General features: G+C 68.6%; 32 protein-coding genes. 16 read left to right on the plus strand and 16 right to left on the minus strand.

Annotation, left to right across the window (positions count from 1 at the left end; all coding sequences use genetic code 11):
- Window positions 1-6 precede the first annotated feature (6 nt).
- The 4 genes from HPY32_RS35040 to HPY32_RS35055 are packed head-to-tail and all read left to right on the plus strand — an operon-like array spanning window position 7 to window position 3,452.
- Entirely contained in the window at window positions 7-438 is a 432-nt protein-coding gene (locus HPY32_RS35040) for a ribulose bisphosphate carboxylase small subunit (RefSeq protein ID WP_067589238.1), read from the plus strand.
- Entirely contained in the window at window positions 435-1,466 is a 1,032-nt protein-coding gene (locus HPY32_RS35045) for an AAA family ATPase (protein WP_231951674.1), read from the plus strand. The genes HPY32_RS35040 and HPY32_RS35045 overlap by 4 nt, the downstream gene beginning before the upstream one ends.
- A gap of 11 nt (window positions 1,467-1,477) precedes the next feature.
- Window positions 1,478-2,545 (plus strand): class 1 fructose-bisphosphatase, encoded by a 1,068-nt coding sequence (locus HPY32_RS35050; protein WP_067589234.1) that lies wholly within the window; start codon window positions 1,478-1,480, stop codon window positions 2,543-2,545.
- A gap of 28 nt (window positions 2,546-2,573) precedes the next feature.
- Window positions 2,574-3,452 carry a phosphoribulokinase gene (locus HPY32_RS35055; protein ID WP_067589232.1) on the plus strand — a complete coding sequence of 293 codons (879 nt, stop codon included), beginning with the start codon at window positions 2,574-2,576 and terminating at the stop codon, window positions 3,450-3,452.
- An 11-nt stretch (window positions 3,453-3,463) separates the two neighbouring features.
- On the opposite strand, the gene HPY32_RS35060 is transcribed toward HPY32_RS35055, so the two are convergent.
- The gene (locus tag HPY32_RS35060) at window positions 3,464-4,183 is read right to left on the minus strand and encodes a YoaK family protein (protein WP_067589230.1); all 720 of its coding nucleotides are present in this window, start codon (window positions 4,181-4,183) and stop codon (window positions 3,464-3,466) included.
- Window positions 4,184-4,448: 265 nt separating this feature from the next.
- Between HPY32_RS35060 and HPY32_RS35065 the strand changes: the two genes are divergently transcribed.
- The 3 genes from HPY32_RS35065 to HPY32_RS35075 all read left to right on the plus strand — a co-directional run bounded on the left by HPY32_RS35065 (window position 4,449) and on the right by HPY32_RS35075 (window position 6,784).
- Entirely contained in the window at window positions 4,449-5,030 is a 582-nt protein-coding gene (locus HPY32_RS35065; RefSeq protein ID WP_231951936.1) for a Uma2 family endonuclease, read from the plus strand.
- 91 nt (window positions 5,031-5,121) lie between these two features.
- Entirely contained in the window at window positions 5,122-6,348 is a 1,227-nt protein-coding gene (locus HPY32_RS35070; protein ID WP_082871489.1) for an FAD-dependent oxidoreductase, read from the plus strand.
- 10 nt (window positions 6,349-6,358) lie between these two features.
- A complete protein-coding gene (locus HPY32_RS35075) occupies window positions 6,359-6,784 on the plus strand; it encodes an NUDIX hydrolase (RefSeq protein ID WP_067595922.1) in 426 nt (141 codons plus the stop codon).
- Between the two features lie 11 nt (window positions 6,785-6,795).
- Here the strand turns inward: HPY32_RS35075 and dinB are convergent, their stop codons facing one another.
- The 4 genes from dinB to HPY32_RS35095 form a co-directional block, all read right to left on the minus strand.
- Entirely contained in the window at window positions 6,796-8,031 is a 1,236-nt protein-coding gene (gene dinB / locus HPY32_RS35080) for a DNA polymerase IV (RefSeq protein ID WP_067589224.1), read from the minus strand.
- A gap of 36 nt (window positions 8,032-8,067) precedes the next feature.
- Entirely contained in the window at window positions 8,068-8,496 is a 429-nt protein-coding gene (locus tag HPY32_RS35085) for a nuclear transport factor 2 family protein (protein ID WP_067589223.1), read from the minus strand.
- 290 nt (window positions 8,497-8,786) lie between these two features.
- Entirely contained in the window at window positions 8,787-9,263 is a 477-nt protein-coding gene (locus HPY32_RS35090) for a hypothetical protein (protein WP_067589220.1), read from the minus strand.
- 56 nt (window positions 9,264-9,319) lie between these two features.
- Complete coding sequence (locus HPY32_RS35095; protein WP_067589218.1) at window positions 9,320-9,958, minus strand: TetR/AcrR family transcriptional regulator; 639 nt, start codon at window positions 9,956-9,958, stop codon at window positions 9,320-9,322.
- A 149-nt stretch (window positions 9,959-10,107) separates the two neighbouring features.
- Between HPY32_RS35095 and HPY32_RS35100 the strand changes: the two genes are divergently transcribed.
- A complete protein-coding gene (locus HPY32_RS35100; protein ID WP_067589217.1) occupies window positions 10,108-10,737 on the plus strand; it encodes a CatB-related O-acetyltransferase in 630 nt (209 codons plus the stop codon).
- Here HPY32_RS35100 and HPY32_RS45165 read toward each other — a convergent pair.
- Window positions 10,721-11,029 (minus strand): VOC family protein, encoded by a 309-nt coding sequence (locus HPY32_RS45165; protein WP_231951672.1) that lies wholly within the window; start codon window positions 11,027-11,029, stop codon window positions 10,721-10,723. The two genes, HPY32_RS35100 and HPY32_RS45165, sit on opposite strands and share 17 nt — an antisense overlap.
- Window positions 11,030-11,310: 281 nt before the next feature.
- On the opposite strand from HPY32_RS45165, the gene HPY32_RS35110 reads away from it, so the two are divergent.
- A complete protein-coding gene (locus HPY32_RS35110; protein ID WP_067589215.1) occupies window positions 11,311-12,591 on the plus strand; it encodes an erythromycin esterase family protein in 1,281 nt (426 codons plus the stop codon).
- 56 nt (window positions 12,592-12,647) lie between these two features.
- On the opposite strand, the gene HPY32_RS35115 is transcribed toward HPY32_RS35110, so the two are convergent.
- Window positions 12,648-13,028, minus strand: coding sequence for a VOC family protein (locus HPY32_RS35115; RefSeq protein WP_067589213.1), 381 nt, complete (start codon window positions 13,026-13,028; stop codon window positions 12,648-12,650).
- Between the two features lie 27 nt (window positions 13,029-13,055).
- On the minus strand, window positions 13,056-13,661 hold the full coding sequence (locus HPY32_RS35120; RefSeq protein ID WP_156674517.1) for a hypothetical protein: 606 nt from the start codon (window positions 13,659-13,661) through the stop codon (window positions 13,056-13,058).
- Between the two features lie 197 nt (window positions 13,662-13,858).
- On the opposite strand from HPY32_RS35120, the gene HPY32_RS35125 reads away from it, so the two are divergent.
- Both HPY32_RS35125 and HPY32_RS35130 read left to right on the plus strand, forming a co-directional pair.
- Window positions 13,859-15,583: a serine hydrolase gene (locus HPY32_RS35125; RefSeq protein ID WP_156674516.1), complete on the plus strand. Its 1,725-nt coding sequence runs from the start codon at window positions 13,859-13,861 to the stop codon at window positions 15,581-15,583.
- Window positions 15,584-15,611: 28 nt separating this feature from the next.
- The gene (locus HPY32_RS35130; protein ID WP_082871488.1) at window positions 15,612-16,079 is read left to right on the plus strand and encodes a DUF2867 domain-containing protein; all 468 of its coding nucleotides are present in this window, start codon (window positions 15,612-15,614) and stop codon (window positions 16,077-16,079) included.
- Window position 16,080: 1 nt separating this feature from the next.
- On the opposite strand, the gene HPY32_RS35135 is transcribed toward HPY32_RS35130, so the two are convergent.
- On the minus strand, window positions 16,081-17,064 hold the full coding sequence (locus tag HPY32_RS35135; RefSeq protein WP_067589206.1) for a helix-turn-helix transcriptional regulator: 984 nt from the start codon (window positions 17,062-17,064) through the stop codon (window positions 16,081-16,083).
- Window positions 17,065-17,162: 98 nt separating this feature from the next.
- Between HPY32_RS35135 and HPY32_RS35140 the strand changes: the two genes are divergently transcribed.
- Complete coding sequence (locus HPY32_RS35140; RefSeq protein WP_082871487.1) at window positions 17,163-17,741, plus strand: DinB family protein; 579 nt, start codon at window positions 17,163-17,165, stop codon at window positions 17,739-17,741.
- Between the two features lies 1 nt (window position 17,742).
- Here HPY32_RS35140 and HPY32_RS35145 read toward each other — a convergent pair whose 3' ends face one another.
- Window positions 17,743-18,567: a MerR family transcriptional regulator gene (locus HPY32_RS35145; RefSeq protein ID WP_067589202.1), complete on the minus strand. Its 825-nt coding sequence runs from the start codon at window positions 18,565-18,567 to the stop codon at window positions 17,743-17,745.
- Window positions 18,568-18,728: 161 nt separating this feature from the next.
- On the opposite strand from HPY32_RS35145, the gene HPY32_RS35150 reads away from it, so the two are divergent.
- The 3 genes from HPY32_RS35150 (at window position 18,729) to HPY32_RS35160 (ending at window position 21,060) form a co-directional block, all read left to right on the plus strand.
- Window positions 18,729-19,850, plus strand: coding sequence for an NAD(P)H-dependent flavin oxidoreductase (locus HPY32_RS35150; RefSeq protein WP_067589200.1), 1,122 nt, complete (start codon window positions 18,729-18,731; stop codon window positions 19,848-19,850).
- 170 nt (window positions 19,851-20,020) lie between these two features.
- Entirely contained in the window at window positions 20,021-20,800 is a 780-nt protein-coding gene (locus HPY32_RS35155; protein ID WP_231951671.1) for an HNH endonuclease family protein, read from the plus strand.
- Window positions 20,801-20,835: 35 nt separating this feature from the next.
- Window positions 20,836-21,060 (plus strand): hypothetical protein, encoded by a 225-nt coding sequence (locus HPY32_RS35160; RefSeq protein WP_082871486.1) that lies wholly within the window; start codon window positions 20,836-20,838, stop codon window positions 21,058-21,060.
- 4 nt (window positions 21,061-21,064) lie between these two features.
- Here HPY32_RS35160 and HPY32_RS35165 read toward each other — a convergent pair whose 3' ends face one another.
- Genes HPY32_RS35165 through HPY32_RS35185 form a run of 6 tightly spaced genes read right to left on the minus strand, consistent with a single transcriptional unit; the run spans window position 21,065 to window position 25,860 of the window.
- Entirely contained in the window at window positions 21,065-21,502 is a 438-nt protein-coding gene (locus HPY32_RS35165) for an SRPBCC domain-containing protein (RefSeq protein WP_067589198.1), read from the minus strand.
- Window positions 21,490-21,993, minus strand: coding sequence for an NAD(P)/FAD-dependent oxidoreductase (locus HPY32_RS44115; protein WP_067589196.1), 504 nt, complete (start codon window positions 21,991-21,993; stop codon window positions 21,490-21,492). Before HPY32_RS44115 ends, HPY32_RS35165 begins: the two co-directional genes overlap by 13 nt.
- A 29-nt stretch (window positions 21,994-22,022) precedes the next feature.
- A complete protein-coding gene (locus HPY32_RS35170; protein WP_067589194.1) occupies window positions 22,023-23,021 on the minus strand; it encodes a flavin-containing monooxygenase in 999 nt (332 codons plus the stop codon).
- 13 nt (window positions 23,022-23,034) lie between these two features.
- A complete protein-coding gene (locus HPY32_RS35175) occupies window positions 23,035-23,901 on the minus strand; it encodes a short-chain dehydrogenase/reductase (protein WP_067589192.1) in 867 nt (288 codons plus the stop codon).
- A 20-nt stretch (window positions 23,902-23,921) separates the two neighbouring features.
- Entirely contained in the window at window positions 23,922-25,010 is a 1,089-nt protein-coding gene (locus tag HPY32_RS35180; protein WP_067589190.1) for a PDR/VanB family oxidoreductase, read from the minus strand.
- 10 nt (window positions 25,011-25,020) lie between these two features.
- Entirely contained in the window at window positions 25,021-25,860 is an 840-nt protein-coding gene (locus HPY32_RS35185) for a metal-dependent hydrolase (RefSeq protein ID WP_067595919.1), read from the minus strand.
- On the opposite strand from HPY32_RS35185, the gene HPY32_RS35190 reads away from it, so the two are divergent.
- Window positions 25,813-26,388: a TetR/AcrR family transcriptional regulator gene (locus HPY32_RS35190; RefSeq protein WP_231951962.1), complete on the plus strand. Its 576-nt coding sequence runs from the start codon at window positions 25,813-25,815 to the stop codon at window positions 26,386-26,388. The two genes, HPY32_RS35185 and HPY32_RS35190, sit on opposite strands and share 48 nt — an antisense overlap.
- Window positions 26,389-26,469 lie beyond the last annotated feature (81 nt).

Below are 26,469 nucleotides of genomic sequence, written 5' to 3' on the forward strand. Positions count from 1 at the left end.
GAACCCATGTATCTGCGTCAGGGCACGTTCTCGCACCTGCCCGAGCTCACCGATGCCGAGATCGGCGCCCAGGTCCGGTACGCGCTGCTGAACAACTGGCCGGTGTCGATCGAGTACACCGACGACCCGCACCCGCGCAACGTCTACTGGGAGATGTGGGGGCTGCCGCTGTTCGACCTCGACGAGCCCGACGGGGTGCTGGCCGAGATCGATGCCTGCCGGGCCACGTTCCCGCGCCACTACATCCGGGTCGCCGCCTACGACGCGAGCTACGGGCGGCAGACCACGGCGCTGAGCTTCCTGGTGCAGCGCCCGGCCGACGAGCCCGGATTCCGGCTGGCCCGAACCGATTCCGACGACCGGCGCCAGCACTACGCGCTGCACGCGTACGCGACCGACACCCGGCCCGGCGAGCGCTACGGCGGTCGCGCACCGTGAGCGCGGAACAGCCACCGCCGCAGGGCATTCGGGACGGCACGTCCGGGTTCCGCATGCACCGCCCCGGCCACACGGTCCGGCCGGGGCGCGAGCTCGCCGCGGTGACGGCCGACGAGGAGGGCGCGGCGGTCCTGGAAGACGATGCGCTGCTGGATCTTTCGGCGGATCTCGCGGCGCGGCACGTGGCCGCGACGCTGGCCCGGCTGGACGCGGAACTGGTGGGCCTGGCGACGGTGAAGCGGCGGGTGCGCGAGATCGCGGCATGGCTGCTCGTCGAGCGGGCGCGGCAGCGCTTCGGCCTGGAGTCCGCCCGCCCGACCATGCACATGAGCTTCACCGGCGGCCCGGGCACCGGCAAGACCACGGTGGCGCTGCGCATGGCGGAGCTGCTGCACACCCTGGGTTACATTCGTAAACCCAAGGTGCACACCGTGACCCGCGACGATCTGGTGGGCCAGTTCATCGGCCACACCGCGCCCAAGACCAAGGAGGCGCTGGCCAAGGCCGCCGGGGGCGTGCTGTTCATCGACGAGGCGTACTACCTGTTCCGGCCGGAGAACGAGCGCGACTACGGGCAGGAGGTCATCGAGATCCTGTTGCAGGAGATGGAGACCGAGCGCACCAGCCTGGTGGTGATCTTCGCCGGATACCCGGACCGCATGGAGACCTTCTTCTCCGCCAATCCGGGCCTGTCCTCGCGCGTCGCCCACCACATCGAATTCCCCGACTACACCCACGACGAGCTGACGGCCATCGCCGAACTCATGGTGGCGCAGCAGAATTTCCGCTTCGACCCGGCCGCCGCCGCCGCGTTCGGCCGCTACCTCGAATTGCGCATGGCCCGGCCGCGATTCGCCAATGCCCGCAGCGTCCGCAATGCCCTGGACCGCTGCCGGTTGCGGCAGGCGAAGCGGCTGGTCGAGTTGGCGCGGCCGCTGAGCCGGACCGATCTGATCACGCTCACCGCCGACGATGTCTACGGCAGCAGCGTTTTCGCCGCGACCGGACCGCCGCCCGCACCGGGATAACAGGAGCAGCCATGCCCGAGGGATTGAAGACGCTCACCCGGTACACCATCGAGCAGGAGCACCGGCATCCCGGCTCGTCGGGGGAGTTCTCCGCGCTGGTGAACGTGCTCGCCACCGCCACGAAGATCATCGCGAACCGGGTCACGCGCGGGCGGATCGTGGGTTCCCTCGGCGCGCAACCGGGCGACAGTCTCCCCTCGACGCTGCACCGGCGGATGGACGCCATCGCCAACGACATCATGGTGTCGGAGTCGCAGTGGACCGGGCCGCTGGCGGCGCTGCTGTCGGAACAGACGAGCAGTTTCCACCCGGTCCCGTCCGAGTACCGGCGCGGGAAGTATCTGCTGGCGTTCGATCCGCTGGACGGGTCGTCCAATATCGACGTGAACCTGCCCGTCGGAACGATTTTCAGCGTGCTGCGCGCCCCGGAGGACGGGCGGGAACCGGGGGCCGCCGACTTCCTGCAACCGGGAACGCGGCAGGTGTGCGCCGGATTCACGCTCTACGGACCGGCGACCATGCTGGTGCTGACCACCGGCACCGGGGTCGACGGATTCACCCTGGACCGCGAGATCGGGGCGTTCGTGCTCACCCATCCGCGCCTGCGCATCCCGGAGGACACCTCGGGTTTCGCGATCAACGCCGCCAACGAGCGGTTCTGGGAGCGGCCGGTGCGCCGCTACGTGCACGAGTGCCTGGAGGGCGTGGACGGGCCGCGGGGGCGCGATTTCAATATGCGGTGGGTGGCCTCGCTGGTCGCCGACACCTTTCACATCCTGACGCGCGGCGGGGTCTACCTGTATCCGTACGACACCCGGTCGCCGGGGCGGGTGTCGCTGCTGTACGGGGCGAATCCGATCGCGTTCGTCGTCGAGCAGGCGGGCGGCGCGGCCACCACCGGGCGCGAACAGGTGCTCCAGGTACAACCACGTGACCTGCATCAGCGGGTGCCGCTGATCTTCGGCTCCCGTCACGAGGTGGAGCGGATCGAGCATTACCACCGGCATCCCGACGAGGGTCCCCGCTTCGATGCCTCGCTGTTCGGCACGCGGTCGCTGTTTCGCCCTGCGCGCCACTGATTTTCCCCGCAGTCCGTGTGGAGGTGTCATGTCGCTCAAGCATCCCGTGGTGGCGATCACCGGGTCCTCCGGTGCCGGAACCACCAGTGTCACCAGGACGTTTCAGGAGATCTTCCGCCGCGAGGGCATCAATGCGGTGGTGGTGGAGGGGGATTCGTTCCACCGCTTCGACCGCTCGCAGATGCGGCTGGCCATGGCCGAGGCCGAGCAGGATCGAAACCTGCACTTCTCGCACTTCGGGCCGGAGGCGAATCTGCTGGAGGAACTGGAGACGCTGTTTCGCGACTACGGCGACAGCGGCGTCGGCATGGTCCGCCGCTACCTGCACGACGAGATCGAGGCCAAACCCTACGGGCTGGAGCCGGGCACCTTCACGCCGTGGGAGGAGCTGGCGCCCGGCAGCGACCTGCTGTTCTACGAGGGCCTGCACGGCGCGGCGGTGACCGAGGGCGTCGACGTGGCGCGCTATACCGATCTGCTGGTGGGCGTGGTGCCGATCATCAACCTGGAGTGGATTCAGAAGGTGATCCGGGACAAGACCGAACGCGGCTACTCCAGCGAGGCGGTGATCGACACCATCCTGCGGCGGATGCCGGACTACGTGCACTACATCTGCCCGCAGTTCTCGCGAACCTACGTGAATTTCCAACGGGTTCCGACCGTCGATACCTCGAATCCGTTCATCGCCCGCACGATTCCCACCGCCGACGAGAGCTTCGTGGTGATCCGGTTCGCCGACCCGAAGGTGATCGACTTCCCGTATCTGCTGTCCATGCTGCACGATTCGTTCATGTCCCGGCCCAACTGCATCGTGGTGCCGGGCGGGAAGATGGAGCTGGCCATGCAGCTCATCTTCACCCCGCTGATCCTGCGGCTGATGGACAAGCGGCCCCAGCGCACCGCGTGAGCCGTTGCGCCTCAGCGCTTCTCGTTCGGCGCTTCGTGGCGGCGGACCCAGCGGATATCGGCGCGCCAGGTGTAGGCGGCCACGATCGCCGACCCGGCGACCGCCGCGAAAAGCATGTCGCGGCCGTCGATCACGAGGCTGACCAGGCCGCCGATGAACGCGCCGAGCACGAACGAGAGGTACTGCACCGCGTACCCCAGCCAGTCGCGGTGGGTACCGCCCGCGAGGTGGCGCTCGATGCCCTGGGCGAACTTCACCAGCGTGCCGGTGACATAGGTGACCGGAATGGCGGTCTCCCCGTTCTTCACGAACGAGGTGTTCAGCGAGCCCATGCCGAAGGCCACGAACAGAATCGGCGTCAGCCCCAGATCCTTGTCGTGGAAGAAGATGGCGCTGTCCACCAGCGCCCCGACGGCCAGCGCCCCGGTCGTCAGCATGGTCGCCCCGTGCGGATGATTACGCCACCACCGCCGCCGGCACACCGAGGCGGTGACGACACCGGCGAGAAAGCACAGAATCAGGCCGAAGGCGCCCGCGGCGATGGTGAAATCGCCGAGGAACCCGCCCAGCACCGCCCGCTCGGTATTACCCGTCATGAAGGTGACGAAGTAACCGGCCGAATGCGTATAGGCGGACGCGCCGACGAATCCGGCCAGCGTCAACAACACGGACGACAACTGGGTCTCCAGATTCCAGAACGGCTCGGGAGAGTCGAGAGGGTTCGGAGTCACAGCGACAGGCTAGCAATATATGCACAACCCTGCATGGATCCATTCCCTCGAAGATTGTGCTCCCCAACACACCTGAACCAAGGAAAACACACCTCGGCAACCAGATGCTACCGGATTGCCCCCCCACGCCCGCGGCACCCGACAGCCAACTGTCAGCATCGTGTCGGCACGGGCTACGGCGGTCGGCCTCGACCCGGTGGCTCACGTACCATGATCCGGACCAGCCCCTTCTCTTCGAATGAGGCGACCAGTGACCGAATTGCCGGTGTGGGCCGATGACCCGGACGCGTTGAGGATCACCGAGGAGGAGTACGACCGGCTGCCCGATCAGCTGCGCAAGCTGATCGAGGTGATCGATGGCAGCGTAATCCGTTGCCGGAGTGGAAGTGCCGAGCACAGCGATGTGGCGCGTCGGCTGGCGAATCAGCTCGAGGCCGCGAAGCCCGAAGACCCGTGTACGCGGGTGTCGACCGATGTCGACGTTCACTTCACGAAACGGCGGAATCGCGATGGCGCGTTCTCGTTTCGTCGTCCCGACGTGACGATTTACCGCTGCGTCGACCGCGGCGCCAAATTGACCACGGCCGATGCGTTGTTGGTCGTCGAAGTGGTCTCACCCGGTTCGGGTTACACGGATACGGTGGACAAGCTGGCGGAATACGCGTACGAGGGAATTGCGGTCTATCTGATCGTGCATCTGGACAGCGACTTGTACGTCAAGATGATTCAGGAGTATCGGCTGGATTGGGCCAGCCGGGTCTACCGACTGGTCGAAACCCACGAAGACGCTCTCCTGCTCGAGCGTCCGTTCCCGGCGGTGGTCACCTTCGCGAGCATGGACGGGTGAGTTCGGATCGAAACACGGCGGCAGGCCCGGTTCCTCCAGCACGAGCACCGCTACTATAGGGTGTAGTAGAGGTGGGAGGGAGTGAGGCGCAATGGAATACGCACAGTGCTGTGTGGTGGGTGGTGGTCCGGCCGGGATGATGGCGGGGCTTTTGTTGGCGCGGGCCGGGATTCGGGTGACCGTGCTGGAGAAGCATGGGGACTTTCTGCGGGACTTTCGGGGCGATACCGTGCATCCGTCGACGCTGCGGCTGCTGGACGAGATCGGGCTCGGGGAGCGGTTCGCGGCGCTGCCGCAGCGGCGGCTGGCGCGCATGCACATGGTGATCGGCGGAAAGACCGTGCTGGCGGCCGATTTCGGCAGGCTTCCGGGGCGGCACCGGCATATCGCCATGGTGCCGCAGTGGGACTTTCTCGACCTGCTCGCCGAGGCGGGCGCCGACGAGCCGACCTTCACCCTGCGCATGGGCGCCGAATTCACCGGGCTCGTCGAGGAATCCGGGCGCGTCACCGGGGTCGAGTACCGGACGGCCGACGGCGCCGAGCACCGGGTGCGGACCGATCTCGTGCTGGCCTGCGACGGACGCGATTCCGCGGTGCGCGCGGCGGCGGGGCTGCGGCAGCGCATGATCGAGGTGCCGATGGACGTGTGGTGGATCCGGGTGCCCGCGCGGCCCGGCGACCGGCACGACGGCACCGTGTTCGCGCGCTTCGACGCGGGGCGGGCGGCGGTCACGCTCGACCGCGGCGACTACTACCAGACCTCCTTCCTGATCCCCAAGGGCGCCGACGAACGCCTGCGCGCCAACGGAATCGAATGGCTGCGCGCGCAGTTCGCGCAGCTGTTCGGCTGGGATGCGCAGGTGCTGAACGGGATTCGCGACTGGGACGACGTGAAACTGCTCGAGGTCACCATGGGCCGCCTGCCGCGCTGGTACACCGACGGCGTGCTCTGCCTCGGCGACGCCGCGCACACCATGTCCCCGGTCGGCGGCGTCGGGGTGAACCTGGCCGTGCAGGACGCGGTCGCCGCCGCCCGCATCCTCGCCGCACCGCTGCGCCGCGGCCCGGTCCCGGCGCGCACCCTGGCCCGGGTGCAGCGCCGCCGCCTGCTGCCCACCGTCGCGACCCAGCAGTCGCAGCGCGGCGAGCACGCCATGCTGCTGGAGCCCTCGATGGACGGCACGCTGTCGGAGGTTCCGGGGATGCTGCGGGTGATCGACCGGTTTCCGGTGCTCGCCGGGGTGACGGCGTATATCGGGGGCCTGGGATTGCGGCAGGAGCATGCGCCGGAGTTCGCGCGGCGCGCAGGCCGGTAGGCTGCCCGGCATGCAGACCGAGCGGCTCATCGACACCGTGGCATGGGTGCTGATCGAGGACGGCCGAATCCTGTGCGCCCGGCCGCGCGGCAAGGACGTGTTCTACATCCCCGGCGGCAAACGCGAGGGCGACGAGAGCGACCTGCAAACCCTGCTGCGCGAGATCGACGAGGAACTGACCGTCGCCCTCGCTCCCGACACGGCCGTCCACGTCGGCACCTACGAGGCCGAATTACCCGGCCCCACACCGGGTCTGGTCCGCATGAGCTGCTACACCGCCGACTACACCGGAACCATCGCCCCCAGCAGCGAAATCGACGAAACGGCCTGGTTCACCTACGCCGACCGCGACCGCGTACCGCCGGTTGATCAACTGCTGTTCGACGACCTCGTGCGGGTGGGACTGCTGCCCGCGACTCCCGTTCGCGCGCGCTGAGTCGGCGATCCTCAGTCGGGGAGGATCGGCACCGACAGTCCCTCGCCACGGCCCAATAACGCTGCGCGCGTGACGGTTCCGGCGCCGAAGCGATCGCGGAGCTCGTCCAGGGTGGTGTCGAGTGTGGATCGCGGGCGCGGCTCGAACGGCAGGGGCAGTTGCATGGTGGTGGCATCGGCGAGATTGGTCAGGCTCAGCCCGATCAGGGTGAGGCCGCCGCGATCGCGGATGAGCGGCCGGGTCGCGGCCAGCAGGGCGCGGGCGGTGCGCAGAATCGTAGGCCCGTGGTCGGTGGCCTCCGGCAGGGTGTGCGAACGGGTGGCCCGCCCGAAATCATCGAATCGTAAGCGCAGCACCACCGTTCGGCACACGCGCCGCGCGGCCCGCAGCCGGTGGCCGAGCCGATCGGCCAGCCCGTGCACATACGCCTCGATCTCCGCATCCGATCGCGGCCGCCGACCCAGGGCCCGCTGCGCACCGATCGAACGACGCCGACGCCCGGTCTCGACCCGCCGCGGATCGCGAGCGCACGCCAGCGCATGCAGATGACGCCCCGCGCCCGGCCCCAGCATCTCCGCCAGCGACCGCTCCCCGAGCTCGGCCAGCTGACCGATACGGGTGATGCCCCGGGCATGCAGCGCCGCGGCGGTCACTTCGCCGACGCCCCACAGCCTTTCGACCGGCAGCGGATGCAGAAAGTCGAGCTCCCCCTCCGGCGGCACCAGCAGCAGCCCGTCCGGTTTGGCCACCGCGCTGGCCACCTTCGCCAGAAACTTGGTCCGCGCCACACCCACCGAGATCGGCAACCCCGCCTCGGCCCGCACCCGCTCCCGCAGCCGCGCCGCGATCTGCGCGGGCGCCCCCGCGATCCGCCACAACCCACCCACATCGAGAAACGCCTCATCGATCGAGATCCCCTCCACCTCGGGCGTCACATCCCGAAAGATCTCGAACACCACCCGGCTGGCCTGGGCATACGCCGCCATCCGCGGCGGCACCACAATCGCCTGCGGACACAACCGCAACGCCTGCCGCGCATTCATCGGCGTCCGCACCCCGAACGCCTTCGCCTCATAACTGGCCGCGAGCACCACCCCACCCCCCACGATCACCGGCTTCCCCCGCAACCACGGCCGATCCCGCTGCTCGACCGAGGCATAGAACGAGTCGAGATCCGCATGCAGAATCGACGCCTCGGCACGAACGGGGGCGGGCGATCCGGGTGATCTCGGAGGCGACACGAACATATGTTCGCATACGCCCGGTCCGAGTGGCTCAGGTCGTCACCGATCCGAGGTCGCCTTCAGGTGAGCCTGGACGCGCTCGCTGAACTCGGTGAGGGCGGCCAGCGGCCGTACCATCACGGTCATCACGGCGATCCGGTCATCATCGTCGAGTTGCAACAGCGAGATGCTCTGCGCGGGTACGCCGTCGACCTGCCCGCGAAACAGCCCCACACGTGCTTCGGTAGGACCACCATCCCAGACCGCACCACTCATTTCGCCCAGGTACTGGAAATCGTCGAAGGTGTCCATGAAGGCCCGAAACATCGCCCGCCCGGCCTCGGGACCACGAGCAGGTTCGGACGAGGCCGCTGGATACATGACGAAATCCGGTGCCAGCAGTGCGATCGCCGCATCCGGGTCGTGTGCGATAAAGGCGTCGCGAAAACGCGTGACGACATCGACCGGAAGAGAGTCCATCCGCTCCATAACAACCTCCTGATCGGTGGTGGATGATAGGGCCGCTCAGGTAGCTCTGCGTGCGTTTTCACCTACTGTGTCGAGCATCCGGGAGGGACTACGAGCCCCGCTCGCCCAGCAGCATCCTCCCACGTTGAATGTGGGAGGAGTAGATATCAGCTATCAAGGCACCCGCAGTCCCGGGAAACCCTCGCCCACGCCGGTACCGCTCCGCGGGCCGGGTTCACGTCGCGAGCGAACCTGACCATCACCGATACCACCGTCGAGGCAGCCCCGTTCATCGGTTGAGGGCGTGCCGGTCAGATGGGTGCGGGTACGTCGATGGTCAGCTCGTGGGGGTTGGGGTTGGTGCTCACCTGGACGGCGACGCGGCCCGAACCGTTGAGGGTGAAAAAGGCGGCGTTCCAACCGTAATGGCCGTCGTACCGGGTGGTGCGCGTCTCGGTCGTGCTCGCCCCGGTATCCAGATTGCGCATCGTGACCGTCGCGGGGATCGCGCAGTTGTTCGCGTTACCGGCCGAGCCGAGAGGGTTGTCGGGGTCGGGCGTGAAATTCACCGTTACCCGCGCCGAGCTGTCGATGAAATCCGCGAATTCCCGGGCCTGCTGCCCCTGGCTGGCCGACAGCTCGGCGGTGACCTTCCCCGAACACCCCGGTCCGCCATCGATGTGCGCGGGTTCGAAAGATACCGGGTCCGCGGCTGCCGGACCGGCGGAGAGAGCGAACGCGACCATCGGCAGCGCGGATACTGCGACACACTTCAGAACGCCTCGCATAGCGCCTCCTGTCCTTTGCCCGAATGGAGTTCTTTCGAATCATGCGCCCGACGATCTCATTCGTCGAATGCGGGTCGGTGAAATGCTCCCGCCTGCGCGGCGAGTTCCGCGCTGGCGGCTGCGTGATCGGGCAGGTGCGGGTCGGGTGGGGTGCGCAGCAGGACCAACTGGTGGTAGAGCGGTGCGGTGGCGGCGACCAGCAGGGCGCGCGCATCGATGCGGGGTGGCAGTTCACCGCGGTGGATCGCGCGCTCGATGATGATCTCGCTCTGGGTGTATCGGTCCTCCCACAATCGGCGCAGGGCTCGGGCGGCCTCCTCGGAGCGGAACGACACCGCGATCAGCGCCATCGCGATCGAGGGCTCCTCGGTCATGGAATCCTGGATCTCCCGGTTGAGCGCGGCCAGATCGCCGCGCAGCGTGCCGGTGTCGCGGGGCTGCCAGTCGAGGTCGCTCGCCGCGGCGAACAGGTCGCTGATCAGGCCGCCGACATCGCGCCAGCGGCGATACACCGTGGCGCGATGCACGCCCGCGCGGGCGGCGACCGTATCGATGGTGAGGGCGTCGTAACCGTGTTCGGTCAGCTCCGCGCGCACGGCGTCGAGGACCTGGGCGCGCGTGCGGGCGGTTCGGCCGCCGGGCCGGGGTCGCGGCGCGGGGTGCGAGGAATCGCCAAGGGGTGGTGAGGAACTCATCGTCGGCTATCCGGTTGCTCGAAGGGTGCGGGGTGTGACAGCATCCTAATGCAACATTCGTCGCAGTAGCGAGGGGCGCCGATTGAGGTCCCCGCCGAAGGAGTTTCGCCGTGTCACTAGTTCCCGCCGACCCGACCGTGCGCCACCCCATGGCGGGCCAGCCTCGGGTGGTGCTGCTGAAACCCCTGGTCACCTCGCCGCTGATCGAGGTCGGGGAGTTCTCCTATTACGACGACCCGGACGATCCGACCGCGTTCGAAACCCGCAATGTGCTGTACCACTACGGCCCGGAAAAGCTGATCATCGGGAAGTTCTGCGCACTGGCCACCGGGGTGAAGTTCATCATGAACGGCGCCAACCACCGCATGGACGGCCCGTCGACGTTTCCCTTCCCCAGCATGGGCGGCTCGTGGTCGGACCATGTCGACCTGCTCGTCGACCTGCCCAACCGCGGCGACACCGTGGTCGGCAACGACGTGTGGTTGGGCCACGGCGCGACCGTGCTGCCCGGCGTCCGGATCGGCCACGGCGCGATCGTCGCCGCCGGCGCCGTGGTCACCGGCGACGTCCCGGACTACGCCATCGTCGGCGGCAACCCGGCCCGCCTGATCCGAACCCGCTTCGGCGACAACGACATTGCCCGGCTCCTGACCGTGGCCTGGTGGGACTGGCCCCTGGACCACATCACCGCGCACATTCGAACGATCATGTCCGGCACCATCACCGACCTCGAGGCCGCGGCCCCGAATGCGGCCGGGGACATCACGTCTCGTCGGTAGCCCTCGGCCCCAGCGGGAGCAGGGGAATGTGGGCGGTGAGGCAGAACGGATGTCCCGCCGGGTCCAGCAGTACCCGCCAACGGTCCGGTCCGGGCTGCACGTCCGCGCGGCGAGCGCCCAGCCGGAGTGCCTCGCGTTCGCCGACATCCAGATCGGCCACCACGAGGTCGAGGTGAATGTGTTTCGGGGTGGCGCCGCCGGGCCAGGTCGGCGGCCGATAGTCCGGGACCCGGATCATCGACAGCACACCCCGCTCGGCATGGACCACGGCCATGGTTTCCTCGCGATACACGATCTCCCCGCCCGAGTAGCGCCGCCCAGAACGTCGCCAATTCGACCTCGTCGGCACAGTCCAGCGAGATGACTCCCAGTTGTGCGATGGCCACTCGCCGATCATAGGGCGACCGGTAGTCGTGCTGTACAGTTGCCCGCATGACTTGGGGCGTTCTTTACCTGTAGGAGACTCTCGCGGGAGCAGTGCTCGGCGTCGTCGACGTGCGAGCCGCACGGTCGTGCCCGTCTGCTCTCGACTCGGTTGATCATCGTTCTTCCGTTCGAAAGTCGAGTTTCCTCATGTCCCATGACATTTCGCTGTCCGCGGCCGCCCGGTCCCTGGTCGCGCACTCCCGGATCCTGCCCGAGCTGGATGCCGTTACCGACGACGAGCTGGATCTGCTCGGTGCGGTCGTCGCCGATGCGCGGGTCGTCGCCCTGGGGGAGGGCGCGCATTTCGTGGCCGAATTCGGTGTCGCGCGTAGGCGTTTGCTGCGCTATCTGGTCGAGCGGTGCGGTTTCACGGTGCTGGCCTTCGAATTCGGGTTCGCCGAAGCGTGCGCTCTCGACGCGTGGCTGCACGGGCAGGGGCCCGAGACCGCGCTGCGGACAATGATCGGCACCACCAATTCCGGCCTCGACTCCACCATGGCCCGCTGGCTGCGGCACTACAACACCACCGGTGGACATTCGGTGCGGCTGATCGGGGTGGATACACCGGTCTCCGGTGGCACGCTCGCGCCGGTCCTGGAACCGCTGATCGACTACCTGACCACGGTCGATCCCGAGCACGCCGATCTGGCACGCACCGCGCTGGCGATCGGTGCGCGGATCGAGGGCGCCTCGGTGGGCAAGGCGGCGCTGCGCTGGGTCGAGTTGGCCGAGGCCGACCGGACCGCGCTCACCGCGGCGCTGTCCCGGCTCACGGTGCGCATGCGGGCGCTGGAACCGCTGTATGTGGCGCGCAGCGACCGCGCCCGCTACGACCTGGCCGCTCAACAGCTGGCGATCGCCGTGCATACCGACTACATGTTCGCCACCATCCACGGCGTCCTGTTCGGCGGCCCGAGCCTGCCGATGGACGGCTCGGTCCGCGACCGGGTCATGGCCGATACCCTGCTCTGGCACCTCGATCGCCTCGACCCGGACACCCGCGTCGTAGTCATGGCCCACAACAACCACATTCAGAAGAAACCGGTGGAATTCGATGGCCCCCTGGCCTTTTCGATGGGCTGCTACCTCGCCGACACCCTCGGCGACACGTATCGCGCCATCGCCCTCACCCACACCGCCGACACCGTCCCCGACCTGTATCCCGACCCCGACCAGCCGATCGGTTTCACCGTCACCGACACCGCCATGGCCCCGCCCCCGGCGGGCAGCGTCGAGGGCGAACTCATCGCGGCCGGGCTGGGTTCGGTTGTGTCCCTGTGCAATCTGCGCCCCCTACGCAACACCCCGACGAACCTGTCGAGCATCCGCGGCCAGAGCGCCCAGATGCCCACACCGGTCCCCGAAGCATTCGACGCGGTCCTGACCCTCCCCACCATCACCACGAAGGTCGAATTGACCCTCGCCTGACCACAATCGGGTGACCCGATCCGCACGGACACATGCCACCGCTGCGGGTCGGGTCACTACACCGCGTCGACCCGCCGCCGGAGCAGGCAGAATTCATTCCCTTCCGGGTCGGCCAGCACATGCCACGCCGCATCGCCACCCTGCCCGATATCGACCTTCCGCGCCCCCACGCCGAGCAGCCGTTCCAGCTCGGCGTCCTGATCGCGATCGGTGGCGTTCACATCGAGATGCAGCGGCAGTTTCCCCCGCTTCGGCTCGGTGCTACGAACGAACACCAGCGTCGGCTGCGGCCCACCGAACCCGATCCCAGGCGGCCCGATCTCCAGCGCATCCCCCTCCCACCCCACTTCGACATAGCCGAGCACCGCACACCAGAAGTCCGCCAGCCGCTGCGGTTCGGCACAATCGATAACCAATTCCGTGATCCTGCACGCCATCCGCGCGACTCTACGTGCACAACTCTGTCATTTCATCACAGCCACATAGGGTTGCAGGCCGATGGCCATATCCACGCAGGCTGCGAGGAGGATGTCGCGTTCCACCCGGTCGATCGGACGGTTCATCACCAGCCGGGTGCCGAGGATCGGTACCGGCAGTGGTGGGCCGGTGCGGTCCCACCACAGGGTGGTGTCTCGTGCGTCTTCGCCGTTGTACCCCATCGCCCACCCGGCGGGGGTGCGGATGATTTCCAGGCGGCCGGTCTTGTTTCCCGAGCGGTCGAGGAGTAGGAGGCGGAACAGGTCGGGGGTGCGGGGGGTGTCGGGGTGAGGGAGGAAATGGCAGAGGGTGCCTCCGGTGGAGGCTACCGCCGTGGAGGTGTCCGCGCGTAGGACGGTGCCGATGGCGGTGCCGTCGCCTCGGGTGATTACCGTGGGGTCGGTGGGTTTGGACTCGACCCATACGACGGACTTGTCCGCGTAGGTGATTCGGTGCTTGCGGCTGGCGGCGTTGTGGACGGCGGTCGCCAGGGGGGCGCCGGGTCCGCTCCGGAAGGTTATTTCCGGCGCGGTGGATGTCGTGTGCAGAACCCGGCCTTCGATCATGGTCGAGTCGCTTCGCGGGACTGACATCGGTAGATGGTATGACTGTGATCCTCGTCTCATCGGCAATTCGGGCGAATTGAAAAGTCGCGTCGGGGTTCGGTGAGATTCCCTGTCCGGCAGGGTGTCCGGTCGTGGCGTGCAGTGCTGGTGCGGGCGGCCGTCGCCTGCGATGATCGGGCGTGGGCGACGACGGAGGCTCGCGCCGGAGCGAGGGGGAGCGGACAGTGACGACCGAGACGGGCGTGGAGCTGGCGGGTCTGGTCGAGGCCCTGGAATTCGAGCGGGAGCGGTTCGAGACGCCGGGAATGGCCGTGGCCGTGATCCGAGACCGGCGCGTGGTGCTGGCCCGCGGTTTCGGGCTGCGCGATGTGGCGGCGCGGCTGCCCGCGACCGAGCGCACGCTGTTCGCCATCGGCTCCACCACAAAGGCATTCACCGCCACCCTGATCGCCGCGCTGGTCGGTGACGGGCTGCTGGAATGGGATCGGCCGGTGCGGGAGTACCTGCCCTGGTTCCGGCTGCACGACCGGGTGGCCACCGAGCTGATCACCGTGCGCGATCTGCTCTGCCACCGCTCCGGCCTGCCCCGCCACGATCTCGTCTGGTACGCCAACCCGGACATGAGTCGGCGAGAGTTGGTGGAGCGCCTGCGCCATCTGGAGCCGAATCGCAGCTTCCGCGAGGTGTGGCAGTACAACAACCTCATGTTCATCACCGCCGGATACCTGGCCGGTGAATTGCTGGGCAGCAGTTGGGAAGAGGGGGTTCGAGAGCGCCTGCTCGGCCCGCTGAGTATGGCCGACACCTGCTTCTCGCTGACGCAGGCGCGCCGCGCGGCCGACTGGAGCCGCGGCTACCGCGAGCGCGACGAGGGCCCGGAAGAGCTGGCCCCCAAGGACTTTCCCCTCAGCGGTCCGGCGGGCAGCATGTATTCCTCGGTCACCGACCTCGCGCGCTGGATGGAGGTCAATCTCGGCGCGGGGCGCGTCGGCGAGCGGGAGGTGATCGCGCCGAGCGCGCTGCGCACCCTGCACTCCCCGGCCATGGTCGTCGCCGACCAGGAGACGATGTGGCCGGAGCGATTCGGCATCGGATACGGCCTGGGCTGGGCGCTGGAGAGCTACCGCGGACACCGCCTCGTCCACCACGGCGGCGCGATCGAGGGCTACACCGCCAAGGTGGTGTTGGCACCCGAAGCCGGTGCGGGAGCCATCGTCCTCACCAACCATTACGGCACCGCGCTGCCCGATGTGGCCTGCTACCGGATCATGGACGAACTCCTGGGCTCGGCGCCGCTGCCCTGGGGAAAGCGCATGCGCGACTTGCAGGTCGCGGCCCGCAAGGGTGGCCGGGAGGCGACCGAGCGTCGCCGATCGGCGGCCGCCGACGCCCCACCCGCACACCCCGAGTCCGCCTATGCGGGCGAGTATCACCACCCCGGCTACGGCTCGCTCCGGGTCACCGCCGGAGACGACGGCCTGCACGCCCGCCTCGGCGACCTCGATCTGGATATGACCCACCGCCACTTCGAAACCTGGGACGTCACCCTGACCATCCTGGAAACACCGTTCCCGCTCACCTTCACCACCGACGCCGACGGCGAGGTGACCTCCCTCGCCGTCCCCTTCGAACCCTCCGTCGCACCCATCGTCTTCCAGCGCCAACCCCCGGCGGAACTGTCCGACCCCGACCGTCTCGCGACCTTCGTCGGTACCTATGCCATGGGCCCGCTGCGCGCCCGGGTGCGACTCGAGGAAACCCATCTCTCCGTGGAGCTGATCAACGTCCAAACCCTGCCCCTGACGCCCGCCACGGACCGCACCTTCGTAGTGAAAGGCCGCCCGAGCATCCGCATCCAGTTCGTCGTCGACAACGGCCGGGCGGTCGAGATGGAAATCCAGCCCGGGGTAGGCGTTTTCACCCGCGAACCGGAGAACTACCCTGTGTAGTAAATCTTTGGGAGGGATGTGATCCCGGATGACTACACAGCGAGCCCGGCGGGTGGCGGTGCCATCGAGCGCTCCGATCGGTGACGAGATGGTGGACGCCGACTATGCCTCGGCATTCGAGCTCGGTACCCGCGGAACCCGGCAGACACCGGAACGCTGGGCGCGATCGGTGTTCGAGGATGCCCCCGCAGCGATGCGGGTGGTGCTCGTCCTCGGGTGGCGGCTGGTGCTGGGGCTGCGGATGGGGCCCACGGCGACACCCGATTACGTCCTGGGCTGGCACATTACCGAGCAGGGACCGAACGTCGTTGTGCTCGAATCGAATTCACCGTTTCTCGCGGCACAGAACATCGTCGTGACGAACGACTCGACGGTCTCGTGGTCGACCCTGGTGCGATTCGACCGGTGGATCGCCCGCCCGATCTGGGCCGTGGTCGCGCCCTTCCACCACCGCACGATCCCGTATCTGCTCCGCCGCGCCGACCGGGAAGCGTAACTCACCCACCGGGTTCGCCCGCCGCGGCGGCGTAGCGGCGGGCCAGGCGGGCGAAGGCGGCCTTCAGTTCGGGTGGGCCGACGACCTCGATGTCGGCGTCGAATTTGCCGATGGCGGCGGCCAATCCGAGCCAGGACCACGCGCCGAGGACCAGGCGGCAGCGGTCCGCGCCGAGTGCCTCGACGAGGCCGTCGCGGGCGTAGTCGGAGACCACGGAGGCGGGCCGGTCGAGGATGACCTCACCGCGGCAGGCCCACCGGGCGGAATCGCCCTGGAACTTGGTGGTGATGAACGTGGCGACGTCTCCGCCGGGCAGCTCGCGCGGGGTGAAGCGGGGGCCGGTCGGGGTGCGCGGGGCGATCCGGTCGGCGCGGAAGGTGCGCCAGTCCTCCCGATCGAGATCCCAGGCGACGAGATACCAGCGTGAGTCCCAGGTGACGAGATGGTGCGGCTGCACCCGGCGCGGCGGCGCGGCGGGATCGGCTGCGCCGGAACGGGATATCGGCACATAGTCGAACCGCAGCACCGCACGCGCGTGCACGGCCGCGCTGAGAGCCATCAGCACCCGCGGATCGACCGGGGGATCCGGCCGGGCGCGCTCCGGGACGGCGGTGATCCGCAGCGCGTCGACGCGATGCCGCAGCCGCGCGGGCATGACCTGCCGGATCGTGGTGAGCGCGCGCGCCGCCGCCTCCTCGACCCCGGCGCCGGTGGCCGCGACGGTTTGCAGCGCGACGGCGAGGGCGACGGCCTGCTCGTCGTCGAACAGCAGCGGCGGCAGATCGCTGCCCGCGTCGAGCCGATACCCCCCGGCGGGGCCCTTCACGGTCTGGATGGGATAGCCGAGCTCGCGCAGGCGGTCGACATCCCGGCGCACGGTGCGCGGGCTGATCTCCAGCCGATCGGCGAGCAACTGCCCCGGCCAGTCCCGGCGCGTCTGCAACAGCGACAGCAGCGCCAGCAGGCGCGCGGAAGTTTTCGGCACGAATTCGATACTGCCCGAAGAACAGGCCACACCCTGTCCTCTTCCCGCGAGAAGGTGGTCTGGTAGCCGACAACGACCACCGAAAGGGCCCGATCACCGTGACAGCCACGACCACCCCCACCGCGACCCTCGACGCCGAGCGGACCGACCTGCTCGCCGAGCTCGAGGCCGCGCGCGCCGCACTGATCAGGACGACCGACGGACTCACCGACGAGCAGGCGGGCACCCGCCCGACGGTCAGCGCGCTGTGCCTGGGCGGGCTGATCAAGCACGTGGCCTCCATGGAGGAGGGCTGGCTGCGCTTCGCGGTCGAAGGCCCGTCGGCGATGACGCAGGACCTGCCCGACGGCGTCACCTGGGCCGACCTCTTCGCCGGAACCGCCCGCGAGATCCCGCGGTGGATGACCGACCACGAGAACGAGTTCCGCATGCTGCCCGGCGACACCCTGCCCGGGATCCTCGCCCGCTACCGGCAGATCGCCGCCCGGACAACGGAAGTCGTCGCCACCGTCGCCGACCTGTCGGCGACCCACCCGCTGCCGGAAGCGCCCTGGTTCGAGCCGGGCGGGGTCCGCAGCGTGCGCCGGGTGCTGATCCACGTGATCGCCGAAACCGTCCAGCACGCCGGGCACGCCGATATCCTGCGCGAAACGCTGGACGGGCGGACGTCGAACTGAGTCACTCCCACACCGCGGTCTCCGGATCGACGCCGTGCGCCGCGGCATTGGCGAAGACGATGTCGCGCAACCACTCCGTCAGGCCGGGCGCCAACCCGTCGTAGAAGGCGGTGTAGCCCGGATCGGTGACGAACATGCGGGCGAGACAGACCTGCATGGCGTGGGTGCAGTCGAAATGGCGTGCGATCGAGGCGCGGTGCCGCTCGGCGAGCGCGTCGGCGGCCGCGGAACCCGGGGCGACGCCGGTGCGCTTGGCGGCGGCCAGATCGGCGTGGAGCGCGTCGACGTCGGCCGCGACCTGCTTCCAGTCCTGCGGACTCAGGGTCGCGGCCCGCTCGGCGTACTGCGCCCACTGCGGGGTGTCGCCCCAGCGCCGCTCCGCCTCCTCGACCCGGTCGGGCCGCCAGTCGTCGCCGAAGATCTCCACCTGTTGCTCGGGGGTCAGGCGCATTCCGGTGGCGGATGCCGCGAGCATCCGGTCGACGGCCGCCACCATGTCCCGCAGCCGGGAGATGCGCTCGGTCAGCTCGGATCGCTGGCGGCGCAGGTGTTCTCGCGCATCCACGGCCGGATCGTCGAGCAGGCGGGCGATCTCGGACAGCGAAAAGCCGAGCTCGCGATAGACCAGCACCCGATGAATGCGCGCGATGTCCTCGCCCGAATAGATCCGGTACCCGGCCCAGGTGCGGCCGCTCGGGCGGACCAGGCCGATCACGTCCCAGTGATGCAGCGTGCGCACGCTGATCCCGACGAGCGCGGCCGCGCGACCCACGGTCAGGTCATCGTCGATATCGGCGGGGTCGGGCGGGCGCGGGCCTGTGGTCATCGGCCCAGTATCTCCGGTGCCCACCGCCGACTCCGAGACTGGAACGAGTTTCCGCGCCTATTCCCGGCGCATCCGCTGGTCGCTGGTCTTAATCTGAAACGTGTTCTAGTGTTGAGGTGACGAATCGTTCCGCGCCGGATGACCAGAGGAGCCCACCCCGCATGCGTACCGAGATCTGCGAACGACTGGGTATCGACGTCCCGATCTTCGCCTTCACCCACTGCCGCGACGTCGCCGCCGCGGTGAGCAACGCCGGTGGGCTGGGCGTGCTGGGCGCGGTCGGCTTCACCGCCGAGGAACTCGAGGTCGAACTGGCCTGGCTCGACGAGCACGTGCACGGCGTCTACGGCGTGGACCTGGTCATCCCGTCGAAGTACGAGGGCAAGGGCATCGAGGGCCTGAGCCCGCAGCAGCTGGAAACCCGGCTGGCCGAACTGGTTCCGGCGGGGCACCGCGACTTCGCCGAGAAAATCCTTGCCGACCACGGGGTTCCGCACCTGCCCGAGGGCGAGCACCACAATCAGCTGCTCGGCTGGACCGCCACCACCGCCGCGCCGCAGGTGGAAGTCATTCTGCGGCACCCGAAGGCGAAGCTGGTCGCCAACGCCCTGGGCACCCCGCCCGACGACGTGATCGCGAAGGTGCAGGAGTCCGGGCGGCTGATCGGCGCGCTGTGCGGTTCGGTCAAGCACGCGCTCAACCACAAGCGCGCGGGCCTGGATTTCGTTGTCTGCCAGGGCACCGAGGGCGGCGGCCACTGCGGCGAGATCTCCTCGCTGGTGCTGTGGCCGCAGGTGATCGACGCCGTCGGCGATCTGCCGGTGCTGGCCGCGGGCGGCATCGGCAACGGCCGCCAGATCGCGGCCGCGCTGGCCATGGGCGCGGCCGGGGCGTGGACCGGCTCCATCTGGCTCACCGTCGAGGAGGCCAATGTGCCTCCGGCGCAGATGCAGACCTACATCGACGCCACCAGCCACGACACCGTCCGCTCCCGCTCCTGGACCGGCAAGCCCTGCCGCATGCTCCGCAACGACTGGACCGACGCCTGGGAGCAGGCCGACACCCCGGACCCGCTCCCGATGCCGCTGCAGATGATGGTCGCCCTCGACGGCGTCAAGCGCGGCCACCGCTACCCCGAGGCCGCCCGGGCCGTGAACTTCAATCCGGTGGGCCAGGTGGTCGGCATGATGACGAAAATCGAACGCACCGGCGATGTTATGCGGCACCTCATCGAGGACTATCTGGAGGCGTGCGAGCGCCTGAACAAGCTCAACAACGGGTGAGAACGACCGCGCGGTGTGATGCCGGTTACTGAACCGGCTGTCTCGCTTGCTGTTTGCCCGCGCCGGTTGCCAGTGTGATTGCCCGAGATGAGAAGTGCATACGGTGAGCGGTCGCCGCGCGGCCGACAGATGATCCCGCCCTCGGCCGTCGCCCGCCCCGGGGGGTTGCTGTGAAGGTCTCCTGGTCGGCCTTGTCCACCCGCATGCGCCGGGCGATCGCCGTCGGCACGCCCATTGTCTTCGCCGTGCTGATCACGATCGCCTACGCGCTCATCGAGCACCCGGACGGCGACGGATCGTCCGCCCCGTCGACGGCGCCGATCTCCGCCCGGGAGGTGAACGACCTGCTGGCGAAACTGGTTGTCGCGCCGGAGGCGTCGATGGCGGGCTACAGCCGCGAGAAGTTCCCGCACTGGGACCAGAACAAGCCCGAGCACGGATTCGGGCCCGAATTCGCCCAGTACGCCAGGTGCACCACCCGCGATGTGATGATGCTGCGCGACTCCACCGGCACCGTCCGCCTCGACCCGAAAACCTGTGCGCTGACGGTCGGTTCCGACGGCGGCTGGCGCGACCGGTACGGCGTGCTCGACCGCAAGACCGGAAAAGTCGGCCCGTACAAATGGATTACGAACCCCTCCGGCGTGGACGCCGAGCACATCGTGCCCCTGGCCGAGGCGTGGCGGTCCGGCGCCGGTGGCCGCGACGAGGACACCCGGCGGCGCATCGCCAACGACGCGATCAATCTGGTGGCCTCCGAGCCCTCGGCCAACCGCTCCAAGGGTGATCAGGACGTCGCGAACTACCTGCCGCCCGGCAACTTCCGGTGCGCCTATGTCGGGCGGTACGCGCAGATCAAAGTAAAGTATTCGCTGACGGTGGATCCGGCGGAGCGGACCGCGCTGCGCGCCGCGGTCGACGACTGCGTGACACGAGGAGGGTTCCGATAAGCGACATCGTCGAAATCTCCGGCAGGGCAGCCGTCATGACCGAGGAGGAGGGGACGGTGTCCGGGGACCTCGATGTCACCGTCGACGAACAGGGCCGGGGCCTGGTGCGCTACCGCGACACCGACGACTGGCTCACCATCGGCAATCTCGACGGCGATCCGCCGCGCGACTGGGCGACGGTCGCCGACCTCGCGGCCGCCATCGAGGCCGACCGCGGCGCCCGCGACGCGGTCGGCAACATCATCCCCTTCGAGGCGTGACCGCTCAGGCCGACTGCTCGGCCCGCTGCCGCACCGCCGCGGTCATCGCCGCGAACCCCTGCCGCAGCGCCGACCCCAGCATCGCGGTCACCACCGGCCGCAACCAGCCGTCCAGCTCGAAATGCGAGTGATACCGCGACCGCCCGCCGTCGAGCGGGGTGAGGGTGTGCGACCGCAGGCTGTGCAACGCCCCCAGCGGCACCGGCTTCATCGCGTAACTGAATTCCGTTCCGGGCGTATGCGTCCGGATGAATTCCCGCTGCGCCCGCTCCCACCCCCCGAGCCGCACCCGCATATCGATCGGCGCCCCCGGTTCCAGGGTGCTGCGGCAGGAAATACAAAACGGATTCCACTCGCCGTACCGCTCCAGGTCGGTGAGCACCCGCCACACCACCTCGGCGGGCGCGGCGATCTCGACGGTCTCATCGATCACGAAGGCCATGCGGGCACAATACTGAAACCGGTTCCAGGACGGCGGTCCGGGCGGGATACGGTCGTGGTATCGAATCGGTAGTCGTTGAGGTCGAAGGTTTTCTGGGACCAGATGGCGTGCAGGCCCGCGGTGGGGCGCAGGAAGGCGGCGTCACCGTTGTTGTCGATGTAGTAGCTGTTCGAGCCCGCGCAGGTGGGGCTGAAGAACATGGTTCTGCCGACCCGGGCGCGGACGAAGGCCAGGAAGCGCTCCTGCGCGGGGGCGGTGATCTCGACCCTGGTGGCTCCCCGGTTGCGGGCCGCCGTGATCACGCGCAGTGCGTGATCGGCGCACAGATCGAAGCTGGCGAACAGCGACGATCCGGTGACGCCGTAGGGGCCGGGGGCGAGGAAGAGGTTGGGGTAGCCGTGCACGGTGGTGCCCTCGTAGGAGGATTTGCGGTCGAGGTCCCAGCGGTCGTTGAGGGTCACCCCGTCGGTGCCGTAGAGGTCGTAGGGCACGTCGAAGACCTTGAAACCGGTGGCCAGGATCAGGGTGTCGATCTCGCGTTCGGTGCCGTCGACGGCGCGGATGCCGCGCGCGGTGACCCGGTCGATGCCGTCGTGATCAGTTCGACATTGTCGCGCAGGAAGGTCCGGTAGTAGGTATTCGAGAACGACGGGCGTTTACAGCCGAATCCGTAGGTGGGCGTGAGCTTTTCCCGCAGATCCGGGTCCGGCACCTGGGAGCGGAGAAAGGCGCGGGCGAGCCGCTCGATACCGTCGACGATGAACGGTGCGTCCCGATAGTAGACCGCGCCGAGGGTCAGCAGCGCCTCGCTGCCGATGCTGGCCGCCCACCGGATCGACCGCTGGGCAAGGGGCACATGCTCGAGCACGGCCCGGGGGAGACCGTCCATGCGCGGATTTACCTTGGGGAGCACCCAGATCGGGGTGCGCTGGTAGACGTGCAGGGCGGACACTCGGTCGGCGATCGACGGAATCACTTGCAGCGCCGAGGCTCCCGTGCCGATGACCGCGACCCGCCTGCCCGCCAGGTCGTGATCATGGTCCCAGCGCATGGTGTAGACCGTATGGCCCGCGAAGTTGTCGAGGCCGGGGATGGCGGGCCGCTGCGGGGTGATCAGGGAGCCGTGACAGGAGATCAGGAATCGGCCCGTGACCGTCGTGCCGCCGGTCGAGGTGACCCGCCACAGGTGCGCCTGCTCGTCGAACCGCGCGCAGGCCACCTCGCTGTCGAACCGCACATGCGGACGCAGACCGTACTTCTCGGCACAGTGCTTGGCATAGTCGAACAGTTCCGCGCCCGGCGCGAAGGCATGCGACCACCCGGCGTTGGGTTCGAAATGGTAGCTGTAGGTGAACGACGGAATGTCCACGGCGACACCGGGATAGGTATTGTCGCGCCAGGTGCCGCCGACCTCGTGCGCGCGCTCCAGGATCACGAAATCGTCGATTCCGGCCCGCTTCAGCTTGATCGCGGCGGCCATCCCGGAGAACCCGGCGCCGATAATGATCACCTCAGGCATACGTCTCCACCTTTCACGACCTTGTTGCCGCGGTACGGCGCTCGATCTCGCGGATCATCGAGTGCAGCGGACCCGACCCGGCGGCGACCCGGTCCACGACGAGGTTCACGGCGCCGCGCAACAGCGAATATTCCCGCCAGCCCGCCGGGGCGAAGGTGGCGTCGGCCCGGCGGGCGATGCCGTCGGCGATCACCCGGGCGGCCTGTTCGGCGCCGATGCGCCGGTTCAACGGCCACGGCAGCAGTGCGTCCAGCTTTTTGCCGAGCGGATCGTCGTCCATCGGCCGGGCCAGTGGCGTCCGGACAACACCGAAGTAGGCGATGCCCGCGCTCGCGCCGACCGCCGCCAATTCGATGCGCAGCGCCCGGCCGAGTTGTTCGACGCCCGCCTTGCTGATCATGTAGGGCGACAGTCCGGCGGCCGGGGCGAATGCGGCGACCGAGGCCACTATCACGACATGGCCCTTGTTCGCAACGATCTGCTCCAGGGCGGGCCGCACGGTATTGAACGCGCCGGACAGGTTGATATCGAGCACTCGATCGAATTCGCCGGGGTCGACGGTGCGCACCGTGCTCGGCGCCGGTGCGACACCGGCATTGGCCACCACCACGTCGACGCGGCCGAACCGGTCGACCGCGGCGTCGAGGGCGGCGACCATCGCGGCCCGATCGCGGACGTCGGCGGTGACGGCCAAGGCATGGGGTCCGAACGCCTCGGCGGCCTTGGTGATCGGCTCGGTGGCGACATCGATCAGGACGAGATCGGCTCCCCGGGAATGCAATTCGGCGGCCAAGGCGGCGCCGATGCCGCTGGCGGCCCCGGTGACGACCACGGTTCTGCCGCGCACATCCACTGCGGGGCGGCCCGGGAAGGGGAACATGGGCGAGCTCCTTCGCGCGCTCAGAGGTCGAGGACCAGACGATCGTTCGAGCAGCGGGACACGCAGAGCAGCATCGAGTCGGCTCCCGCGAATGCTGTGTCGCCGCCGTGGCGTTCGACCGTGCCGTCGAGGACCGGGGCCCGGCAGCTGCCGCAGAATCCCTGTCGACAGGAATAGGGCACGCCGGGCAGCACCCGTTGCACCGCGGCCAGCGCCGACTCCTCCGCGCCGACCGCCACGGTGATCCCGCTGCGGCGCAGCTCCACCGCGAAGGCGTTGCCCCCGACCACCGGCGGCGGCGAAAAACGCTCGGTGTGCAGCTCGTAGCCGGTTCCCCGGGCGGTGAGGGCGCGGCGAGCGCCGTCGAGAACGGGGGGCGGCCCGCACACGTAGGCGGCCTCGTCCCGGGCCATATCGGCGAACAGCGCCGGAACGTCGGGCACGCCGGACTCGTCGTCGGTGCGGATCTCCACCCGGCCGGAGGCGTACCCGGCCAGTTCGTCCAGGAACGGCATCGATGCGCGGGTGCGCCCCAGATACCGCAGGCGCCAAGGGATTCCGCGCCGATGCGCGGTACGCACCATGGGCAGGATCGGGGTGATGCCGATACCCCCGGCCACGAACAGATACCGTGGTGCCGCGACCATCCGGAATGCGTTGCGCGGCCCGCGAATACGCACCACATCGCCCGCGTGCAGGTGGTCGTGCACCTCACACGATCCGCCGCCGCCATCGGCTATGCGCCGCACCGCGATCCGATATCGGCGGTGGTCTTCGGGATCGCCGCACAGCGAGTACTGCCGCTGCCTTCCCGACGGCAGGAAGACATCCAGATGCGATCCGGGAATCCAGCGCGGCAAGGCCCGGCCGTCCGGTGCGGCCAGCACCACGCCGACCACATCCTCGGCCTCGCCGGTCACCGATTCGATCGTCAGGTATTGGTCGAATCCGGTGCGCCGCACCGGATGTGGCCGCGACAGTCGAGGCGCCAGCGGGTTGTCCGCGACGATCTTCTTGTAGCCGTCGAAGAATCCGAGCAGCAGGCGCATCCCCGGATGCAGTCGCCCCGGATCCGGCACCGGCGTGTCCCCGTGCACCAACTCCTTCATCGCGCGCCGATCAGTGCTGGGCCGCGCGGGCGGCCGGTGAGATCGCCAGATAGTGCAGGGCCTTGTCGAGGCTGCCCATCGAGGACGGATGGAAGCCGGGCCGCAGATACGGAGGGAGCTCGGTGAGGAAGAAGCCGGGGCTGGGTATCAGGCCACGCCGTATTGCGCGGGCGGCCTCGACCGGCCACGGTTTCCACCAGCGATACTCGGGATCTTGCCGATAGAGCAGATCGACGACGGTGAACGTGGTGGCCAGCAGTCCGACGCTGCCGGTGACGACGGTACGGGTCCGGCGAAGGTAGCCGCCGTCCAGGTGCTGGAAGATATCGAACAGCACATTGCGGTGCTCGACCTCCTCGGCGCCGTGCCAGCGCAGCAGATCCAGCATGACCGGATGCATGCCCGCCGCCTCGAGCGCATCGGCGTCGAGGAACCATTGCCCGATGATCGCGGTGTAGTGCTCAAGCCCGGCGTAGAACGCCACCCGCTCGTGGAGCCACTCCCGTTTGGCGCGGCCGGTCAGCCCGTGATCACCGAAGACCACGCGCAGCATGTGCTCGACATGCCGCACGATCGGCTCGACGTCGATGCCCTGCTCGGCCAGCCGCGCGTGGTAGCCGCCGTGTGAATTGGCGTGCATGGACTCCTGCCCGATGAACCCGACCGCCTCCTCCCGCAGGCGCTCGTCGCTGATATAGGGCAGCGCCTCGGCCACGCAGCCCGCCATCATCTGCTCACCCAGCGGAACGATCAGGTGCATCACGTTCCAGAAGTGCGATGCGAACGGCTCGCCCGGGATGTAGTGCAACGGAACGTCGCGCCAATCGAATTCGACGTCGCGGGCGGCGATCGCGTGCGCTTCCTCGGTATGGCCACCATCGAGGACATCGGCCGCCGCGCGGGCGTCGAGCGAGTCACCGTCTACCGGCGCGTGGGATCCAAGGACGATGTGGTGCGGGCCGTGGTGCTGCGTGAGGCGCAACGGATCATCACCGCGGTGAACGACCGTGCGAACGCCACCGGCTCCCTCGCGGATCGGGTAGCGGCCACCTTCGCCGGACTGGTCCTCGGCCTGCGCGACCATCCGCTCTACAACCGGCTGCTCCGACTCGAACCGGACACGACCCTGCCCCGCCTCACCGTCGACGCCGCCACCCCGTTGGCGTGGGCCATCGACGCCGCCGTCACGATCCTCGGGCCCGACCTGCCCGGCGACCTCGACCTGCTCACCGCCCGCGTCGAAATCATCGCCCGCACAATCCATTCGATGGTGCTCACGCCGCGGGGAATGATCGAGCTCGACACCGAGGCGCAGCTCATCGACTTCGCTTATCGGCACATCGCGCCGATCATCACCGCGCCGCTACCGACCGACTAGCCCGAACGGCCGGTAAACCGGTAGCCCGAATTCGACATCTACGGCATACTGACCCTCGGCGACAGGCCCTCCGACCGGCCT

The organism is Nocardia terpenica, assembly GCF_013186535.1.
In the GTDB taxonomy this organism is placed as follows: Bacteria; Actinomycetota; Actinomycetes; order Mycobacteriales; family Mycobacteriaceae; genus Nocardia; species Nocardia terpenica.

Bases quoted from the DNA above. Each gene is read 5' to 3' on its own strand.
- HPY32_RS35040 (WP_067589238.1), top strand. From the start codon at position 7: ATGTATCTGCGTCAGGGCACGTTCTCGCACCTGCCCGAGCTCACCGAT.
- HPY32_RS35170 (WP_067589194.1), bottom strand. From the start codon at position 23,021: ATGCCTGAGGTGATCATTATCGGCGCCGGGTTCTCCGGGATGGCCGCC.
- HPY32_RS35095 (WP_067589218.1), bottom strand. From the start codon at position 9,958: ATGAGTTCCTCACCACCCCTTGGCGATTCCTCGCACCCCGCGCCGCGA.
- HPY32_RS35160 (WP_082871486.1), top strand. From the start codon at position 20,836: ATGACCGAGGAGGAGGGGACGGTGTCCGGGGACCTCGATGTCACCGTC.
- HPY32_RS35100 (WP_067589217.1), top strand. From the start codon at position 10,108: ATGGCGGGCCAGCCTCGGGTGGTGCTGCTGAAACCCCTGGTCACCTCG.
- HPY32_RS35050 (WP_067589234.1), top strand. From the start codon at position 1,478: ATGCCCGAGGGATTGAAGACGCTCACCCGGTACACCATCGAGCAGGAG.
- HPY32_RS35120 (WP_156674517.1), bottom strand. From the start codon at position 13,661: ATGTCAGTCCCGCGAAGCGACTCGACCATGATCGAAGGCCGGGTTCTG.
- HPY32_RS35110 (WP_067589215.1), top strand. From the start codon at position 11,311: ATGTCCCATGACATTTCGCTGTCCGCGGCCGCCCGGTCCCTGGTCGCG.
- HPY32_RS35165 (WP_067589198.1), bottom strand. From the start codon at position 21,502: ATGGCCTTCGTGATCGATGAGACCGTCGAGATCGCCGCGCCCGCCGAG.
- dinB (WP_067589224.1), bottom strand. From the start codon at position 8,031: ATGTTCGTGTCGCCTCCGAGATCACCCGGATCGCCCGCCCCCGTTCGT.
- HPY32_RS35090 (WP_067589220.1), bottom strand. From the start codon at position 9,263: ATGCGAGGCGTTCTGAAGTGTGTCGCAGTATCCGCGCTGCCGATGGTC.
- HPY32_RS35085 (WP_067589223.1), bottom strand. From the start codon at position 8,496: ATGGAGCGGATGGACTCTCTTCCGGTCGATGTCGTCACGCGTTTTCGC.
- HPY32_RS35175 (WP_067589192.1), bottom strand. From the start codon at position 23,901: ATGTTCCCCTTCCCGGGCCGCCCCGCAGTGGATGTGCGCGGCAGAACC.
- HPY32_RS35145 (WP_067589202.1), bottom strand. From the start codon at position 18,567: ATGACCACAGGCCCGCGCCCGCCCGACCCCGCCGATATCGACGATGAC.
- HPY32_RS35180 (WP_067589190.1), bottom strand. From the start codon at position 25,010: ATGAAGGAGTTGGTGCACGGGGACACGCCGGTGCCGGATCCGGGGCGA.
- HPY32_RS35115 (WP_067589213.1), bottom strand. From the start codon at position 13,028: ATGGCGTGCAGGATCACGGAATTGGTTATCGATTGTGCCGAACCGCAG.
- HPY32_RS35070 (WP_082871489.1), top strand. From the start codon at position 5,122: ATGGAATACGCACAGTGCTGTGTGGTGGGTGGTGGTCCGGCCGGGATG.
- HPY32_RS35130 (WP_082871488.1), top strand. From the start codon at position 15,612: ATGACTACACAGCGAGCCCGGCGGGTGGCGGTGCCATCGAGCGCTCCG.
- HPY32_RS35055 (WP_067589232.1), top strand. From the start codon at position 2,574: ATGTCGCTCAAGCATCCCGTGGTGGCGATCACCGGGTCCTCCGGTGCC.
- HPY32_RS35075 (WP_067595922.1), top strand. From the start codon at position 6,359: ATGCAGACCGAGCGGCTCATCGACACCGTGGCATGGGTGCTGATCGAG.
- HPY32_RS35150 (WP_067589200.1), top strand. From the start codon at position 18,729: ATGCGTACCGAGATCTGCGAACGACTGGGTATCGACGTCCCGATCTTC.